17 protein-coding genes are annotated in these 16,260 nt (G+C 42.2%); 9 read left to right on the forward strand and 8 right to left on the reverse strand.

From position 1 onward, the window contains the following. The first annotated feature begins 33 nt into the window (after positions 1 to 33). The 3 genes from C6W21_RS10020 (at position 34) to wrbA (ending at position 2,297) form a co-directional block, all read left to right on the forward strand. Positions 34 to 1,005: a ring-cleaving dioxygenase gene (locus C6W21_RS10020; RefSeq protein WP_223249571.1), complete on the forward strand. Its 972-nt coding sequence runs from the start codon at positions 34 to 36 to the stop codon at positions 1,003 to 1,005. Next, the gene (locus C6W21_RS10025; protein ID WP_142392850.1) at positions 1,002 to 1,610 is read left to right on the forward strand and encodes an alpha/beta hydrolase; all 609 of its coding nucleotides are present in this window, start codon (positions 1,002 to 1,004) and stop codon (positions 1,608 to 1,610) included. The genes C6W21_RS10020 and C6W21_RS10025 overlap by 4 nt, the downstream gene beginning before the upstream one ends. Positions 1,611 to 1,682: 72 nt before the next feature. Continuing rightward, positions 1,683 to 2,297: an NAD(P)H:quinone oxidoreductase gene (gene wrbA / locus C6W21_RS10030; RefSeq protein ID WP_189318177.1), complete on the forward strand. Its 615-nt coding sequence runs from the start codon at positions 1,683 to 1,685 to the stop codon at positions 2,295 to 2,297. A gap of 49 nt (positions 2,298 to 2,346) precedes the next feature. On the opposite strand, the gene katX is transcribed toward wrbA, so the two are convergent. Then, on the reverse strand, positions 2,347 to 3,846 hold the full coding sequence (gene katX / locus C6W21_RS10035) for a catalase KatX (RefSeq protein ID WP_411266033.1): 1,500 nt from the start codon (positions 3,844 to 3,846) through the stop codon (positions 2,347 to 2,349). A gap of 194 nt (positions 3,847 to 4,040) precedes the next feature. Here katX and C6W21_RS10040 point away from each other — a divergent pair, with 194 nt between their 5' ends. The 3 genes from C6W21_RS10040 to rsiV all read left to right on the forward strand — a co-directional run bounded on the left by C6W21_RS10040 (position 4,041) and on the right by rsiV (position 6,196). Further along, positions 4,041 to 4,697 carry a hypothetical protein gene (locus tag C6W21_RS10040; RefSeq protein ID WP_106050247.1) on the forward strand — a complete coding sequence of 219 codons (657 nt, stop codon included), beginning with the start codon at positions 4,041 to 4,043 and terminating at the stop codon, positions 4,695 to 4,697. Positions 4,698 to 4,846: 149 nt separating this feature from the next. Further along, positions 4,847 to 5,341 (forward strand): RNA polymerase sigma factor SigV, encoded by a 495-nt coding sequence (gene sigV, locus C6W21_RS10045; protein WP_106050248.1) that lies wholly within the window; start codon positions 4,847 to 4,849, stop codon positions 5,339 to 5,341. After that, complete coding sequence (gene rsiV, locus C6W21_RS10050) at positions 5,342 to 6,196, forward strand: anti-sigma-V factor RsiV (RefSeq protein WP_106050249.1); 855 nt, start codon at positions 5,342 to 5,344, stop codon at positions 6,194 to 6,196. Between the two features lie 47 nt (positions 6,197 to 6,243). Here rsiV and C6W21_RS10055 read toward each other — a convergent pair whose 3' ends face one another. After that, on the reverse strand, positions 6,244 to 7,170 hold the full coding sequence (locus C6W21_RS10055; RefSeq protein WP_106050250.1) for a manganese-dependent inorganic pyrophosphatase: 927 nt from the start codon (positions 7,168 to 7,170) through the stop codon (positions 6,244 to 6,246). 302 nt (positions 7,171 to 7,472) lie between these two features. Here C6W21_RS10055 and C6W21_RS10060 point away from each other — a divergent pair, with 302 nt between their 5' ends. The 3 genes from C6W21_RS10060 to rplI are packed head-to-tail and all read left to right on the forward strand — an operon-like array spanning position 7,473 to position 10,867. Further along, a complete protein-coding gene (locus tag C6W21_RS10060) occupies positions 7,473 to 8,411 on the forward strand; it encodes a YybS family protein (protein WP_142392851.1) in 939 nt (312 codons plus the stop codon). 30 nt (positions 8,412 to 8,441) lie between these two features. Then, positions 8,442 to 10,421, forward strand: coding sequence for a DHH family phosphoesterase (locus C6W21_RS10065; RefSeq protein ID WP_044139054.1), 1,980 nt, complete (start codon positions 8,442 to 8,444; stop codon positions 10,419 to 10,421). Then, positions 10,418 to 10,867 carry a 50S ribosomal protein L9 gene (gene rplI, locus C6W21_RS10070; protein WP_034323903.1) on the forward strand — a complete coding sequence of 150 codons (450 nt, stop codon included), beginning with the start codon at positions 10,418 to 10,420 and terminating at the stop codon, positions 10,865 to 10,867. Before C6W21_RS10065 ends, rplI begins: the two co-directional genes overlap by 4 nt. 40 nt (positions 10,868 to 10,907) lie before the next feature. Here the strand turns inward: rplI and C6W21_RS10075 are convergent, their stop codons facing one another. The 6 genes from C6W21_RS10075 to C6W21_RS10100 all read right to left on the reverse strand — a co-directional run bounded on the left by C6W21_RS10075 (position 10,908) and on the right by C6W21_RS10100 (position 16,253). Continuing rightward, positions 10,908 to 12,122 (reverse strand): CynX/NimT family MFS transporter, encoded by a 1,215-nt coding sequence (locus C6W21_RS10075; RefSeq protein ID WP_106056224.1) that lies wholly within the window; start codon positions 12,120 to 12,122, stop codon positions 10,908 to 10,910. A gap of 22 nt (positions 12,123 to 12,144) precedes the next feature. Further along, positions 12,145 to 12,291: a YycC family protein gene (locus C6W21_RS10080; RefSeq protein WP_003214589.1), complete on the reverse strand. Its 147-nt coding sequence runs from the start codon at positions 12,289 to 12,291 to the stop codon at positions 12,145 to 12,147. A 72-nt stretch (positions 12,292 to 12,363) separates the two neighbouring features. Beyond that, complete coding sequence (locus C6W21_RS10085) at positions 12,364 to 13,098, reverse strand: alpha/beta hydrolase (protein ID WP_106056226.1); 735 nt, start codon at positions 13,096 to 13,098, stop codon at positions 12,364 to 12,366. Between the two features lie 113 nt (positions 13,099 to 13,211). After that, complete coding sequence (locus C6W21_RS10090) at positions 13,212 to 14,177, reverse strand: ABC transporter substrate-binding protein (RefSeq protein ID WP_106056228.1); 966 nt, start codon at positions 14,175 to 14,177, stop codon at positions 13,212 to 13,214. A gap of 98 nt (positions 14,178 to 14,275) precedes the next feature. Beyond that, positions 14,276 to 15,901, reverse strand: a complete 1,626-nt coding sequence (locus C6W21_RS10095; RefSeq protein WP_106056230.1) for an AraC family transcriptional regulator — start codon at positions 15,899 to 15,901, stop codon at positions 14,276 to 14,278. A 124-nt stretch (positions 15,902 to 16,025) separates the two neighbouring features. Then, complete coding sequence (locus C6W21_RS10100) at positions 16,026 to 16,253, reverse strand: MbtH family protein (RefSeq protein WP_106050255.1); 228 nt, start codon at positions 16,251 to 16,253, stop codon at positions 16,026 to 16,028. Between the last annotated feature and the right edge of the window lie 7 nt (positions 16,254 to 16,260).

Consider the following 16,260-nt stretch of genomic DNA (forward strand, 5'->3'; position numbering starts at 1 on the left):
AGTAAAGACATAATGAATAGAGGTTTGTACTTCATGATGAGGAGGTCATTAGAAGTGAAGAAAACAGAAGGAATTCACCATATCACAGCAATTGTAGGGCATCCTCAGGAGAACGTTGATTTTTATGCAGGTGTTTTAGGACTTCGTCTCGTGAAGAAGACCGTGAATTTTGATGATCCGGGTACGTACCATTTATATTTTGGAAATGAAGGAGGATCTCCGGGGACGATTATCACGTTTTTCCCATGGCCAGGTGCACAAAAGGGACAAATTGGCGCAGGTCAAGTGGGCGTGACGACATATGTCGTACCGCCAGGCGCTTTCTCTTTCTGGAAGGAACGTCTTGAGCAGTTTGATATTTCTTATGAAATGGTTGAACGCTTTGGTGAAGCCTTTCTCTCATTTGAAGATCCACACGGCTTGTTGATTGAGCTAGTAGAACGTGCGGAAGGGAAACAAAATGAGTGGACATTTAACGGAGTCACACCAGATGTTGCGATCAAAGGATTTGGCGGAGCTGTTTTGTTAACGTCACAGCCTGAGCAAACGATGCAGCTGCTCGAACAAACAATGGGTTTTGAACGAGTTGGAGCAGAAGAGGACTATGTGAGATTCCGTTCGTTTGGTGAGATAGGCAATGTAATTGATGTGAACAAGACACCTGTTGCACGCGGACGCATGGGTGTTGGGGTTGTGCATCATATTGCATGGAGAGCGACAGATGATCAGGATCAATTAGATTGGCAAAGACATATTGCGCAAAGCGGGTATCAAGTGACTCCTGTGCAAGACCGAAATTACTTCAATGCCATTTATTTTAGAGAGCTTGGCGGCATATTATTTGAGATTGCGACTGATCCTCCAGGGTTTGCACACGATGAATCAGTGGAAACAATGGGTGAAGCATTGAAACTGCCACCGCAATATGAGGCGCAACGCAGTCAGATTGAACAAATTGTACTGCCTATTGAGGTAAGAGAAATCAAAGGGAAAGGAGATTCATGATGAAGCATCTTTTTCGAAAAGGAAAGAATGAACAAAGACCTGTTTTGTTATTACTGCATGGAACTGGCGGGACGGAAGAAGATTTATTGCCGCTTGCCGATTTAGTAGATGCTGACGCTTCTGTTCTTAGTGTGAGAGGAAATGTGTTGGAAAACGGTATGCCGCGCTTTTTCAGACGTTTGGCAGAGGGTGTATTTGATGAGCAGGATTTAATTGAGCGGACAGAGGAACTATATACATTTATCGGAGATGCAGCAGATGAATATGGGTTCGATCGTCACAATGTCGTCACTATCGGATATTCCAATGGGGCGAACATTGCTGGAAGTCTTTTATTCCATTACGAGGATGCGTTAAAAGGAGCTATCCTGCATCATCCAATGGTCCCAAGACGCGGGGTTTCATTGCCTTCATTAGCGGGGAAACAAGTCTTTATAGCAGCTGGTGAAAATGACCCAATGTGCCGTCCAGAGGAATCACAGGAGCTTGAGCAATTGCTTCAGGAGGCAGGCGCGTCTGTCACACTTCATTGGGAAAATCGCGGACATCAGCTAACGAGAGAAGAAGTCGATGCTGCGGCATTATGGTATCGTCGTCAATTTTAAATAAGGTGGGGAATACAGGTGGGATTTTTACAGAAGCTTTTTGGGCAAAATAAACAAAAGGAGATGGAACAAATGGAAAACGTAAAATTAGCGATTATTTATTATAGTTCAACAGGTACAAACTATCAGATGGCAAAATGGGCTGAAGCTGGCGCAAAAGAAGCTGGCGCAGAAGTCAAAATATTAAAGGTTGCTGAATTGGCGCCAGAATCAGTTGTGGCGTCAAATCCAGCATGGAAAGCACATTTAGACGAAACAAAGGATGTCCCAGAGGTTCAATTAAGTGATTTAGAGTGGGCAGATGCGATCATCTTTAGCATGCCGACGCGTTTTGGTAACTTACCGGCTCAAATGAAGCAATTCTTAGATACAACTGGGGGCTTATGGTTCCAAGGAAAATTGGCAAACAAAGCAGTAAGTGCGATGACATCTGCACAAAACCCAAATGGCGGACAGGAGCAGACCATTCTCAGCCTTTATACAACGATGTTCCACTGGGGAGCTATTATTGCCGCTCCTGGATACACAGATGATTCCTTATACGGTGCAGGGGGCAACCCTTATGGCGTAAGTGTCACTGTTGACCAAAATGGAAAAATCCAAGAGGATGCGGAAGCAGCTGCGAAACATCAGGCAAAACGTACAGTCAATGTAGCAGAATGGATCAAAAAAGGTCAACATGCTTAATAGATGGATACAAAAAGAATGCAGTCTCGGCGCTGCATTCTTTTTTTCATTAATAAGGATCTGATGGTGTGCTGTTGTTGATCGCTTCGTCTACAGCTTGAGCGGCGCCTGTAGAGCCTATAGGTCCACTTGGCTGTTCTTGTTTGAAGGCTTTTAAGCCGTCAGCAACACGCTTTCCGTAATCAGGGTCAGCCTTTGTAAAGTTTTCGATCATTTGCTCTTGAATGTCTTTTTGACAGGTCGCAAGGGTGTTGACTAAGTTCTTAATCAGTTCCTCACGTTCCCAATCATTGAAGCGGCGATACGTTTCTCCGGCTTGTCCAAAGTTGTTCGGGCGGTCAATGGCTTCTCGTTTGACATCACCCTCTACAAATGGCGTATGATCCTTTCCATCCTGCTTGCCTTCTTTTAATCCGCCGAGGATCGATGGTTCATAATTTACATGGGGGTTTTGCCCTTTGCCTTGATCGACATGGTATTCCATTTGCCCATCTCTCTGATTGGTGGCGACATGCTTTTTCGGTGCATTGATCGGTAGCTGTAAATAGTTTGGCCCCACACGATATCGCTGCGTGTCAGAGTAGGAGAAGGTACGTCCTTGAAGCAACTTATCATCTGAGAAATCCAAACCGTCTACGAGAACGCCAGTCCCAAAGGCAACCTGCTCAACTTCTGCGAAATAATTTTCTGGATTTTTGTTTAACACCATTCGTCCGATCGGTTTCCATGGATAGTCATCCTTGTACCAAAGCTTTGTCGGATCAAGCGGGTCAAAGTCAAGGTGAGGATGGGCATCATCTTCCATGATCTGCGCATAGACCTCCCATTCAGGATGATCTCCTTGCTCAATGGCTTCATATAAATCCTGTGTGGCATGATTAAAGTTTTCACCTTGTATCGCTTGAGCTTGTTCTTGCGTCAGGTTGCGAATGCCTTGCTTCGGTTCAAAATGATATTTAACAAGTACCGCTTTTCCTTCATGGTTCACCCATTTGTAGGCATGGACACCTGAGCCTTGCATGTGCCGATAGGTTGCTGGGATGCCCCATGGTGAAAAGAGAAATGTCACCATGTGCGTCGCTTCGGGTGATTGCGAAACGAAGTCAAATATGCGCTCACCGTCCTGACGATTGGTGACAGGGTCAGGCTTAAAGGCATGAACCAAATCTGGAAACTTCAAAGCATCTCGGATAAAGAAAATTTTCAGGTTGTTCCCCACGAGGTCCCAGTTGCCTTCTTCTGTATAAAATTTAATCGCAAATCCTCTAGGATCGCGCAATGTTTCTGGCGAATGACCGCCGTGAATGACAGAAGAAAAACGAACGAAAACAGGTGTCTTTTTTCCTTTTTCCTGAAATAATTTCGCCCTTGTATAAGTGGAAATGGGTTCGTCACCGAATGTGCCATAGGCTTCAAAATAACCGTGAGCTCCGGCCCCACGCGCATGGACGACACGTTCAGGAATACGTTCGCGATCAAAATGACTGATTTTCTCTAGGAAATCGTAGTTTTCAAGCGTAGTGGGTCCTCTATTCCCAACGGTTCTCATATTTTGATTGTCTGTTACGGGATGACCTTGCCGATTTGTTAAAGTGTCTTCTGACTCTGAAGATGGTTTAGGGTGTTGGTCTTCTTTCAATTAAATCCCTCCTTCAATATCTCCCTAACAATATGGTCATCTTTCTCCCTATTTCATACAAGGATTGATATAATGATTGAAAACTTTCACGAGGAGCGAACCTGATGATTCGATTACACTGCCTTCACGCCCATCCGTCTAATCAGTTCTATATAGATGACATTTTTGGTGATACAGATATTGAGCTGCATCACACGGTCGATTCATCATTTTTAGAACGTGCCACACAAGATCCCGATTTTGATCATCACAAGCAGCAAAACTATGCCATCAACAAACTGATGCAAGAAGATGAAGCCGATCTCATTCTGCTCACATGTACACAATACATTGCCGCTTTGGGTGATCAGCAGCATCTCTTTAAACAACCGATTGTTCCGATTGATGAGCCGTTATTTGAGCTGATTTGTCAGAAAAAAGGGCCTCTTCAACTTGTGTTTTCAAACCCGGATACAGTGAAAGGGACAATGAAGCGGCTTGAGTCATATGCAAAAGAGTACGGCAAACAGATTGATGCAGAAGTTATGGTGATGGAGGATGTCTTTCACCTTTGCCTAAATGGTGATAAACAGGCTTATGAGAAGCAAATCAAAAAGCAGCTCAGAAGATGTATGAAAAAAAGCGGAGATATTTGCGTGATGCAGCTATCGATGGTTCATGCGGCACAGCAGATGGAAGAGGAGACAGGCGTTCTGATCATTCATCCGCTGTCTCCACTTAAACAGTTTGTTCATCAAACAATATCTGCTTTGAAAGAGTGAACCTGTCTGGTTCGCTCTTTTTGTATAGAAACGGAAATGGAATGACATGTTAAAAAAATAACCGAGCGCAAACTATTTTCAAAAGGTGCGCGTCTATCCATTGTAAGAAATAACCGATGCGCATTTAAGATAAAGGAGCTCTTTGTAAAATGAAGAAACGAAAGATTGAGGATCAATTTGCTGATTACGTAATGGAGCATAAACATAGTTTTTATCGATTGGCCTATAGTTATGTCAAAAACCCAGAGGATGCGATGGATGTCGTTCAAGAGGCGATTCATAAAGCACTCAAATCTGTTCACCGATTAGAGGATGCGACCAAGATGCATAGCTGGTTTTATAAAATTGTGGTGAACGCTGCCCTAGACTTTTTACGAAAGAAGAAGCGGGTGCAAGTGACAGATGATGACACGCTTGAATTCTTATCACAGGGCGAATCAGATGTATATGAGGATCAAGACGTCAGACGGGCTATAGAGGATTTGCCTGAGATGTATCGGGTCATCATTATTTTGAGATTCTTTGAAGATTTAAAACTAGAGGACATCGCCCATATTCTCGATGAAAATGAAAACACCATTAAAACAAGATTATATAAGGCGTTGCGGCTTTTAAAAGTAGAATTATCGCAGGAGGAAATATAAATGGATAAGCATTTGGAACAGTTAAAAGAGGAATATTTAGAAATCCCGATTCCACCGGAGTATGATGCTATGGTTGAACGAACGTTGAAACGAAAAAACAAAAAACCTCATTTTCAGCAATGGACGATCGGACTTGTTGCTGCGGCTGCTCTATTTGTCACGACTGTTAATGTCAGTCCACAGGCGGCAAGAGCTATTTCAGAGGTACCTGTCATTGGCGAGCTGGTGAAAGTCGTGACATTCACAGAATTTAAAAAGAGCGATCAAGGAACGAATATTGACCTTAAAACACCACACGTTTCAGGGCTTGGGGACGGAAAATTACAAGACAGCCTGAATCAAAAATATTTAGCTGAAAATAAAAAGCTGTATCAAGATTTTGAGAAGGAAACAAAGGGTTATAAAAATGGTCATTTAAGTGTAGAGAGCGGATATGAAGTGAGAACAAACAATGATCAAATTCTTTCACTAGGTCGATACAAGGTGACGACTCAAGCTTCTGCGGCAGAGGAAATGACGTATGATACGGTGGATAAGAAAAACCATGTACTCATTACATTACCAAGCCTGTTTAAAGATGATCGTTATATTGATGTCATTAGTGAAAATATTAAAGATCAAATGAAGAAACAGATGAAAGAGGATTCAAACAAGATATATTGGATTGGCAAGGATGATATGGACACATTTAAGAAAATTCAGCCAGATCAAAGCTTCTATATCAATTCAAAAGGCAAACTGGTGATTTCCTTTAATGAATATGATGTGGCGCCTGGCTACATGGGTGTAGTGGAATTTACGATTCCAACAAGTGTGTTAAAGGATGTCCTTGTAAGTGATATGTACATTCATTAAAAGAAGAAACAAGACTGCTGAATATGTCAGCAGTCTTGTTGTGTTCATTAAGAAAGTGCGTCTGTTATTGCAGGTACGACTTGTTTCTTTCTTGATACAACACCTTTTAGTAAAGCGGTGTTGTTTTCAAGTGTGACGTTAAATGCTTTTTCTACTTTTGTCGCTTCGGTACCGAGTGCAAGAGCAAGGGAGTCATTTTCTAGAATGTCTGTGATCACTAGAACGAATAGATCAAGACCTTTCGCTGCGATGACTTCATTGATTTTTGCTTCAATGTCAGCCTGTCTTGCTGTTACTTCCGCGATATCTACTGTATTGACTTGCGCAATTTCCACTTTGCTGCTGCCTAGTGCAAATTCTTTTGCATCAATTGTAATTAATTCTTGAACTGTTTTTTGGCTTAGGTCAGCGCCTGCTTTCAGCATGTCTAGACCGTATACTTCTGGGTCTACCCCTGCGATTTTTGCCAGCTCATGCGCAGCATCAATGTCTTGCTGTGTGCATGTTGGGGATTTGAATAGTAAGGAATCAGAAATGATGGCAGATAAAAGCAAACCAGCGATTTCTTTTTCAATCGTCACTTGGTTCTCTTTGTACATTTTGTTTAAGATCGTTGCTGTACAGCCAACAGGCTCAGCGCGATAGTAAAGAGGTTCACTTGTTTCAAAGTTGGCAATACGGTGATGGTCAATAACCTCAGTCACTTGTACTTGATCAATATCGCTTACACTTTGCTGGAATTCGTTATGATCGACAAGAATGACTTGCTTTGTTTCGTTTGCAGCCGTTTCAATGAAACGAGGTGCTTCTTGTTTAAAGAAATCTAATGCGTATTGTGTTTCTCCATTGATTTCTCCAAGTCTGACCGCTTCTGCTTCGGCGCCGATTTTGTTTTTTAGATCAGCGTAAGCGATAGCAGAGCAAATCGTGTCTGTGTCAGGGTTTTTGTGTCCGAATACGAGTGTTTTTCCCATATGAATTCTCCTTCTTACATTTATTGATGATGTTTCTATTCTAACAGCTTTTGGCCTTGAATTCAGGGTTTATAGCTAAGAATAATCTAAAAAATTGTAACATGCTGTTTGAAAAGTTGCATGTACGAATCTATATCGGTGTTCCACGTGAAACGCTCCTAAGATAGCCTGCATTTTACTTGCGATTTGCCGCTATGGTAAAATAAAGGTTGGGGTAAGACATGGTGTAGATTACATCGTACGTATACATAGAAGGACACATTGAGCAAGATATAGTAAAAGGATTGGATAGAGGTGAAGGTGTGAAACAAACAAAAGCGTTAGTAGAGGGCGCTATCATGATCAGTATTTTCTCTGTTATGACGCTGTTTTATTTGTATGTGCCGCTATTATCCATTATTTTCTTTCTAGCTGCTCCGATTCCGATCATCCTCTATACAATCAGGCACGGCTTGAGAAAGGGAATTGCTGCTGGCGCTATTGGGATAGTGATCAGCTTTTTAATTGGGTCTATTAATGGGCTGCTCAGTGCACCTATGTTGATCGCTGCCGGATTAGGAATGGGTGTTTTCTACAGCAGAAGACAGCCTGGTAATGCCATCATTACAGGTGCGCTGATCTATTTATTCAGTTTTCTCATCTCCTTTGTTGTCAGTGTTCAGCTTTTTCAAGTAGATATACTTGGTGTTGCTAAAGAATCAATTGACCAAATCATGCCTATGGTAGAGAGTACCTTAAAGCAATCCGGTGCTTCTGAACAGGACATAGCGAAACAACTCAAGCAGTTTAGAGAGATGCAGGATGCGGCATTAAATTCTTTACCTGTAGCGCTTTTGATTTTTGTCACGCTGATGTCTTTCGTCAATCATTGGTTTGTTCGGCCTTTGATCAAACGGTTTGTTCCAGACATGCCAGCCCTTAAGAAATTTAAGGATATGCGGCTGCCAAAAAGCATGGTATGGTATTATTTACTCACACTGCTTTTGATGCTGATTCAGACGGAAAAAGGCAGCTTTTTATGGCTCGTTCAAACGAGTGCATTTCGAATTTTATTTATACTGGTGCTTATTCAGGGATTTTCTTTTATCTTCTATTATTGCCATGAAAAGAGCATCTCAAAAGCGGTGCCCATTTTCGCTATCGTGTTATCGGTTCTCTATCCGCCACTCAGTGTGATTGTGCGTATGATAGGGATTGCTGACATAGGCTTTGATTTAAGAGAAAAAGTAAAAAACAAATAATTCACTCTGAATGTTGAGGAGTTGATATCAGTGCCAAGCTTCTATAGAAAACCTGTCATCAAGTATCCGATCATCGCATTAATTGTCCTTGCGGTGGTCACAGTCCTCCTCAACCTTTATTATAATTGGATCATAGGAGCGGTTGGTCTTTTAGTCCTTGCAGGTGTGCTCTACTTCTTAAAGTGGGCAGATACGCAAGTGCAAAAAGAGATTGATTCATATATTTCAACATTATCCTATCGAGTCAAAAAGGTTGGAGAAGAAGCATTAATGGAAATGCCAATTGGTATTATGCTGTTTAATGACCAGTATTATATCGAATGGACAAATCCATTTCTCGCTTCGTGCTTTCATGAAAGCACGCTTGTCGGCAGATCCTTGTATGATACATTCGAGTCCGTTGTGCCTCTTATTAAACAAGAGGTCGAGACAGAAAATGTGACGCTGAATGACCGGAAATTCAAAGTCATTATTAAACGGTCAGAGCGCCTTTTATATTTCTTTGATGTCACGGAACAGGTGCAGATTGAAAGACAGTACGAAAATGAACGAACGGTGTTATCTTATATCTTTTTAGACAATTACGATGATGTCACGCAGGGTCTTGATGATCAGGTGCGCAGCACCATTAATAGTGAAGTGACGTCGCTGTTAAACAATTGGGCACAAGAATATGGCATTTTCCTGAAGCGAATTTCGTCTGAACGATTTATGGCGGTTCTAAATGAGAGCATCTTAGCAGAGCTTGAAGCGTCGAAGTTCTCCATTTTAGACGAAGTCCGTGAGAAAACAGGGGCGCATAGTGCGACGCTTACTCTCAGTATCGGGATTGGTGCGTCCGTTCCTTCTTTAAAAGAGCTTGGGGCACTTGCGCAGTCGAGTCTTGACCTTGCCCTTGGACGAGGCGGAGATCAGGTAGCGATTAAGCAGCCAAATGGAAAAGTGAAATTCTACGGCGGGAAAACGAATCCAATGGAGAAACGGACACGCGTACGCGCACGGGTCATTTCTCATGCTTTAAAAGAAATTGTATCTGAAAGCGGGAATGTCATGATCATGGGGCATAAGTTCCCAGACATGGACTCGATCGGTGCATCTATTGGGATTTTAAAGGTCGCCCAGGCCAATGGGAAAGAAGGCTATATTGTCATTGATGCCAACCAGATTGGGGACAGTGTTCAACGCTTGATTAGTGAAATTAAGAATTATGAAGATCTTTGGTCACGTTTTATCACCCCAGAGGAAGCCATGGAGCTTGCAAAGGATGATACATTGCTTGTGGTCGTGGATACACATAAACCGTCTCTCGTCATGGAAGAACGACTGCTCAATAAGATTGAAAATGTCGTGGTCATTGACCATCATAGACGCGGCGAAGAGTTTATCCGTGATCCATTACTTGTCTATATGGAGCCGTATGCTTCATCCACAGCAGAGCTTGTGACAGAGCTTTTAGAGTATCAGCCGAAGAAATTGCGCATTAACATGATTGAGGCTACTGCGCTTCTCGCAGGGATCATCGTTGATACGAAGAGCTTCTCACTGAGAACGGGATCAAGAACATTTGATGCAGCATCCTATCTTCGTGCGAAGGGGGCAGATCCTGTCCTTGTGCAAAAATTCCTAAAAGAGACAGTCGATCATTACATCAAACGGGCAAAGCTCATTCAGCATACAGATCTGTATCAAAACCAGGTGGCGATTGCCTCCTTGCCGTCAGACAGCTCAGAGTATTATGATCAAATTACGATTGCCCAGACGGCTGATTCTCTGTTGTCAATGAGTGAGGTAGAAGCGTCATTTGCTGTCGCTAGACGAGATGACAACACGGTGTGCATTAGTGCGAGATCATTAGGAGATATCAACGTCCAAATTATCATGGAAGCGTTAGATGGCGGCGGTCATTTGACTAACGCTGCAACCCAAATGTATGGTATAACCATTGAAGAAGCGGTAGAGCAGTTAAAAGCTGCCATTGATGAATATTTCGAAGGAGGGGTTCAAAGATGAAAGTCATCTTTCTAAAAGACGTAAAAGGCAAAGGGAAAAAAGGCGAAGTCAAGAATGTAGCTGACGGATACGCTCACAACTTTCTCATCAAACAAGGGTTAGCGGTTGAAGCAAATCCAACGAACCTAAGCGCATTGGAAGGGCAGAAAAACAAAGAGAAAAAGAATGCCATCCAAGAGCTTGAACAAGCGAAGCAACTAAAAGAGACACTTGAGGCGTTAACAGTGGAGCTCACTGCAAAATCAGGTGAAGGCGGTCGTCTGTTTGGATCGATTACAAGCAAACAAATCGCTGATAAATTGCAAAAAGATCATCAAATCAAACTCGATAAGCGCAAAATCGAGCTGAATGATGCCATCCGTGCATTAGGTTACACAAATGTACCGGTGAAGCTTCATCCAGAGGTACAAGCAACATTAAAGGTTCATGTGACAGAACAAGCATAATTAGAAAAGAACCCGTCTCACGAGGAGGCGGGTTCTTTTTTTATGATGGATCTGAAATATAGACGCTTCGTCCGGCACGCATACCGGATAAAAGCATGAAAAATAGGATGATGATAAAGATGATAATGGATGGCGTCCATGTATGTGTGAGATCAAAAAGGATTCCGACCATGAACGGACCAACGGCGGCTAATAAATAACCGAGAGACTGCGCCATTCCGGAAAGGGCAGCGGCTTGCTCCATATTGGTAGTCCGTAATCCGATAAATGTGAGCGCCAGACTGATACTGGCACCTTGTCCAATGCCAATCAATAAAACAGAGATCACGAGAATAGGCGTCGATCCTCCGAGAAGAAGTCCGATCATGCCAAGTAAATACACAAGAACAAGGCCGAAGACAAGCGGTCTTTGTGTTTTTAATTTTTCTGCAAAAACAGGTGTTAAAAAGGTAGATGGCAGCCCAGCAAACTGCATAATGGACAGCATCCAGCCAGCCGTCGACAGATTCATTCCGTGTGATATTAAAATATCAGGAAACCAGGCGATGCTGCTATAGAAAAGGAATGACTGCAAGCCCATAAAAAAGGTCACCTGCCATGCGACACGTGAACGCCATATCGGCTGCTCTGTGAGCGAAATGCTTTTGACGGCTGCTGTGTTCTGATGAAGAAGCTGCGACGCCCAGACCATCATCGCGAGCAGTGCAAGGCCAGCCCATACGAGGAATGAAGTATTCCAGCCGCCAGGCATCGTATGACTGAGTGGAACACTGACACCTGATGCAAGTGCCGCAAAGACGGACATCGAGGTCGTATACACGCTCGTCATCAATCCTGCATGTGCAGGGAATTTATGCTTCACGAGCCCCGGTAAGAGCACATTACATATTGCAATCCCGACACCAACAAGCGCGGTTCCAATCATTAAGAAGGTGATCGTGCCAAACGAGCGAATCACAATCCCAAATAGAAGGACAGCAAGTCCTAGCCAGAGGGTTCGTTCATTGCCAAGTCGTTTTCCGATTTTAGGTGCAATTGGAGAAAGCAATGCGAATGAGAGCAGTGGTAATGTCGTGAGAAAACCTGCAAGTCCATTTGAAAGCTGCAAATCGGAACGAATGGCGCCGATGAGAGGCCCCACGGACGTAATGGCAGGGCGTAGATTAAATGCAATGAGTAAAATCCCAGCAATCAGCAGGACGGTTTGTCCTTTACTGCGATGCTGTAATGTTGATTGTTCTAGTTGTTGTTCCATGAATGTAAACTCCTTTATTTCTTTAAGAAGAACGATCTTTCTTCTGTTCAAGCTCTGCTAGTTTAGCGATTAAGATATGCTGCGGCATATGCATGATTTGTTCAATGGGTACATTGAGTGATGCCGCAAGTTTTTGTGCCGTATCGGCTGAGATTTGTAATGGTCTCATACGCAAATCCCTCCTCTTTCAATCTATACGTTCCAATATATCATATCGGCTTTGTGCCATGCTGATAAAAAATTAGAGTTCTCTTTTATAAAACCACTTTATGGCCGATAAGAAATTTTTTTGAAATTGTTTCAGATGATGGCCCTCCCCTTGTTCGATGTGATATTGCAGTTGCCATTCCTGCATCCCTTTCTGTAATAAAAGGTCATGTAGTTGTTTGTTGAATAAAGGCATGTGCTGTTGAGCAGATGTTTTGCCTTTACCTTCTTCACTGCCTAAAGATAAATAGACAAGGTGATCCACACACTGAATGCTTTGTTGTTTAGCAAACGGTAGAAAATTTTGATACCAAAATGACCCAGAGATAGATGCGATGTTTTTAAAAAGGGCAGGGTGCATCAATAGGGTATAAATAGCAAATAGTCCACCTAATGAAGCACCTACGTGACTATGTTGATGACAGGTCTGCTTGACTGGATATTCTCTTTTGATATATGGGAGCAAGTCATTTGCTAAAAATGACACATACGTCTGTGCCTCGCCATTAAAGTCAGGAAACTCAGAACGCAGTGATGACGCCTTCCATGGTGTATATTCATCAAGTCGATTGAAGGGGTGTATGCCGACAATGATGATTGGCGAGATGGTATTGGCTTCTATCATTCTTTCGATCTCTAGCAGGTGTGTTCTAAACAAAGAAGAGCCATCTTGTACAAAGACAGCTGGAACATCAATAGAAGTGTCCTGTGGAAGGTAAATATCAAGCTGACGCCCATTAAACTCGTCATATAGAAACGTTCCGTTCATGTGTATTCTCTCCTCAAGGTTTTCACTACGATGAAAAGAAGACAAAGGGCTAAAATAAAGATCATTTTAGCCCTTTGTCAACAATCTGAAAGCGCAAATTGGCGCTTCCTTCTTTAGTTGTTTTTCGCTAACCATTTGACAGCCTTATCAAGGAAGGTTGTTTTGCTTAGTGCTGTTCCTCCTTGAAGCATAGGGTCAACGACATTTTCATTGACGTGCCCATTTTTCACAGCTTTTAGGCTTGTCCAAATTTTATTTTGCTCTAAGTCCTTCAATGCGTTTGGATTCGATGAGTTTTCCTCTTTAGAGAACTGAACAAAAATATAGTCAGGATTTAGTTCGCCAAGGCGCTCCATTGAAATCATCGCTTGTGCTTTGGCTTTTTTGATATCACTTGGTGCTGTAAATCCTAAGTCCCCATATAAGGTAGAGTTGAAGTATACATCTTCAGGATACACGTACAGGTCTCCCTGTCTAATGCGTAAAATGACAGCTGTTTTGTTGTTGCTTTTGTCTTTCAGGGTTTCTTTCGCTTGTTTGAGATCTTTCTGATAATCAGAAATGAGGGTTTTGGCTTCTTCACTTTTTCCAGTCAGTGTACCGAGCAATAAAAGATTACTTTCCCAGTCAGAAGAGACATGGGATACCGGGATCGTCGTTTGGACTTTATCCAGTTTTTTAATTGTTGCAGGTGGGAACTTTGTTGATCCGAGTATCACGTCTGGTTTTAGTTTTAAGATTTTCTCTAGGTTTGGTTCTGTTTTTTCACCGATGCCTTCTGTTTTCGCTGTGATGTCTTTAAATAATTCAGGGAATGTGCCGCCTACAGTAGAAGCACCAATAGGTTGGATACCAAGTAATTTTGCATCTTCCATTGATTCTAAACTTCCGGCAATGACGATTCGTTTCACTGGTGTTTTGAGCTTGTACGTTTGATCTAAGTAATTGATTTTTGTTTCTATTGCTTCAGCTGACTTGCTTTTAGTTGAGTTTGAAGCAGGTTTATTTTCTGTAGCACCACAGGCTGCTGTGGTGATCGTCATGATACAAAGGGTAAGCAATGCTAACCATTTTTTCATTTGTTTTCTCCTTTAACTGATAATTGTTCTCAATTAAAGATTGTATTAGGCTTTCGTCCTTTTAGCCATAGACAATTCTCTATCAAATGATGGACTTTTTACGGAAAAAAAGATAAAAGGTCCTGAATGACTCGTTGATGACTGGCTGCTGTGTATTCACGCCAAGGGTCAGAAGCGAGTGGATAGACTGCTTGTTGACTCACAGCCTTGAGATTTTGCCAAGCCTCCTGTTGCTTTAACTTTTGATAAAATGCAATGGTTTTTGGCTCTTTATGCAAGAAGAGAAAGATGGCATCTGGGTCTAGCTGTTGTATGGAGCGAATGCTGATTTTTTTTTCTATTAGCTGACCATCATTCTGAAAAGCTGGCAGAAGACCAATGTCATGAAAAATCACTTCTGACATGGTGCGATTTACAGACAAGTAGAGCTGATCTTGAAAGATACGAAGAGGCAGGACGGTTTTTGGTGGATGATCAACAAGGCATGCCTTTTTCGCTTGAATGACGATTTCCTCGTAATGAAGCAACCATTCTTCTGCTTCCTTCGCTTCGTTCAGGAACATAGCTGTTTGTCTGAATTGAGCGCGCCAATTCAATTGTGTGAATGGAACAAAGTGAACAGGACAGATGGTTTTCAACACTTGTTTTTCTTCCTCTGTCACATGATCATTGGCAATGATCAGCTCAGGATTTGTTTCCTTTAATTGCTGTAAATTGGCTTCAGCGTGCTCGTTGATACGATGTGCACTCAGGTGAATCGGAATTTCTTCTGCATGATGCTCAAAATCATGTGCTGTCCATTTAGGATGAAGAGGGGCAGCATATGGGATGATATGAATTGGTGTGAGCTGACCGAGTATGGAATGACCATAGGCTGCAATTTTGCGCTGACGGCTTTTCATATATGCAGAAGGGGTCATACCAGTTTTTTTCTTAAAGATGCGGCTAAAGTAATAGGGATCTTGATAGCCGATTTCCAGTGCAATGTCTTTGAGCTTTGCATTGCTTTTTGCCATTAACTGTTTGGCTCTAGCCATCCTTTTCTTGGTGATATAATCAGTGACACTCACATCAAAATGCTTTTTAAATAGCTCACTGTAATGATTGGCGCTGATGCCAGCCATATGAGATAGACTTGTAAGGCTGAGGGGTTCTTCGGAATGTTGATCGATATATTGTTTTGTTTTGAAAAGGGCATGTGCCGTGTCAAAAATATCTTCTTTATGCAGTGTGAAAAGCTGCATAATGAGCTGTTGAAAAAGAGTTTGGCTTCTAAAAAAGCTAATGGATTCAGGTCTTTTCCATTCCTCTGTCATTTCAGGCAGTAAAGAATGAATTTGTTCAATCGAGCTAATATCGATAAATTGCCATACATTCATTAAAGAACGGGCATGTTCAGTTGATACTTCTCCTATGTTTTGATCTTGCAGCGTGTAGAGCTGAAAGCGAAACAGATAGAGCTCGTGTTTTTGATAAGGCTCTGTTTTCAACATAAATGTTTCCCCTGGCATGATCGTATAGAGTGTCAGATTTTTCAATCGCCATTTTTGATCGTTCAATGTGAATAAACCGCTGCCGCTTATGCTGAAGAGGAGGCAGAATGTATCTGATAGCTGTTGCTCCGTATGCGGAAGCTCTGCATTATTTATTTTTTCAGTATATGTTAATCGATAGATGAATTGTTCGGCATTTGCCATTGTACGTAATTGATTGTTATTTCCCATAAAACCACCTGATCTCTTATTGATTGATAAACATTCTCAATTAAATTGTAGCAGAAAGGGCTGGAAAGATGGTGATGTTTATTCTGTCAAAAAAGCACCCTGAGTGAGATCAGGGTGCGATGATTTATTTCGTTTTTCCATGTGCTAGGGCAGGTTCTTTTGTTAAGCTTAATGGCCGTAAGTCCTGCCAGTGTGTCTGGATATAATCGATGCAGGCATTTCTAGTGTCTTCACCAAAGACCTTTTCCCATCCATCTGGCACTGGTGCAAATGATGGCCAAAGTGAATGCTGTCCTTGTTCATTGACAAGCACAAGGAAGACACCGTCTTCACGATCAAAGGGATTTGTCATTTGTCAT

Source organism: Bacillus sp. NMCN1 (assembly GCF_002998085.1).
Classification (GTDB): Bacteria; Bacillota; Bacilli; order Bacillales; family Bacillaceae; genus Bacillus.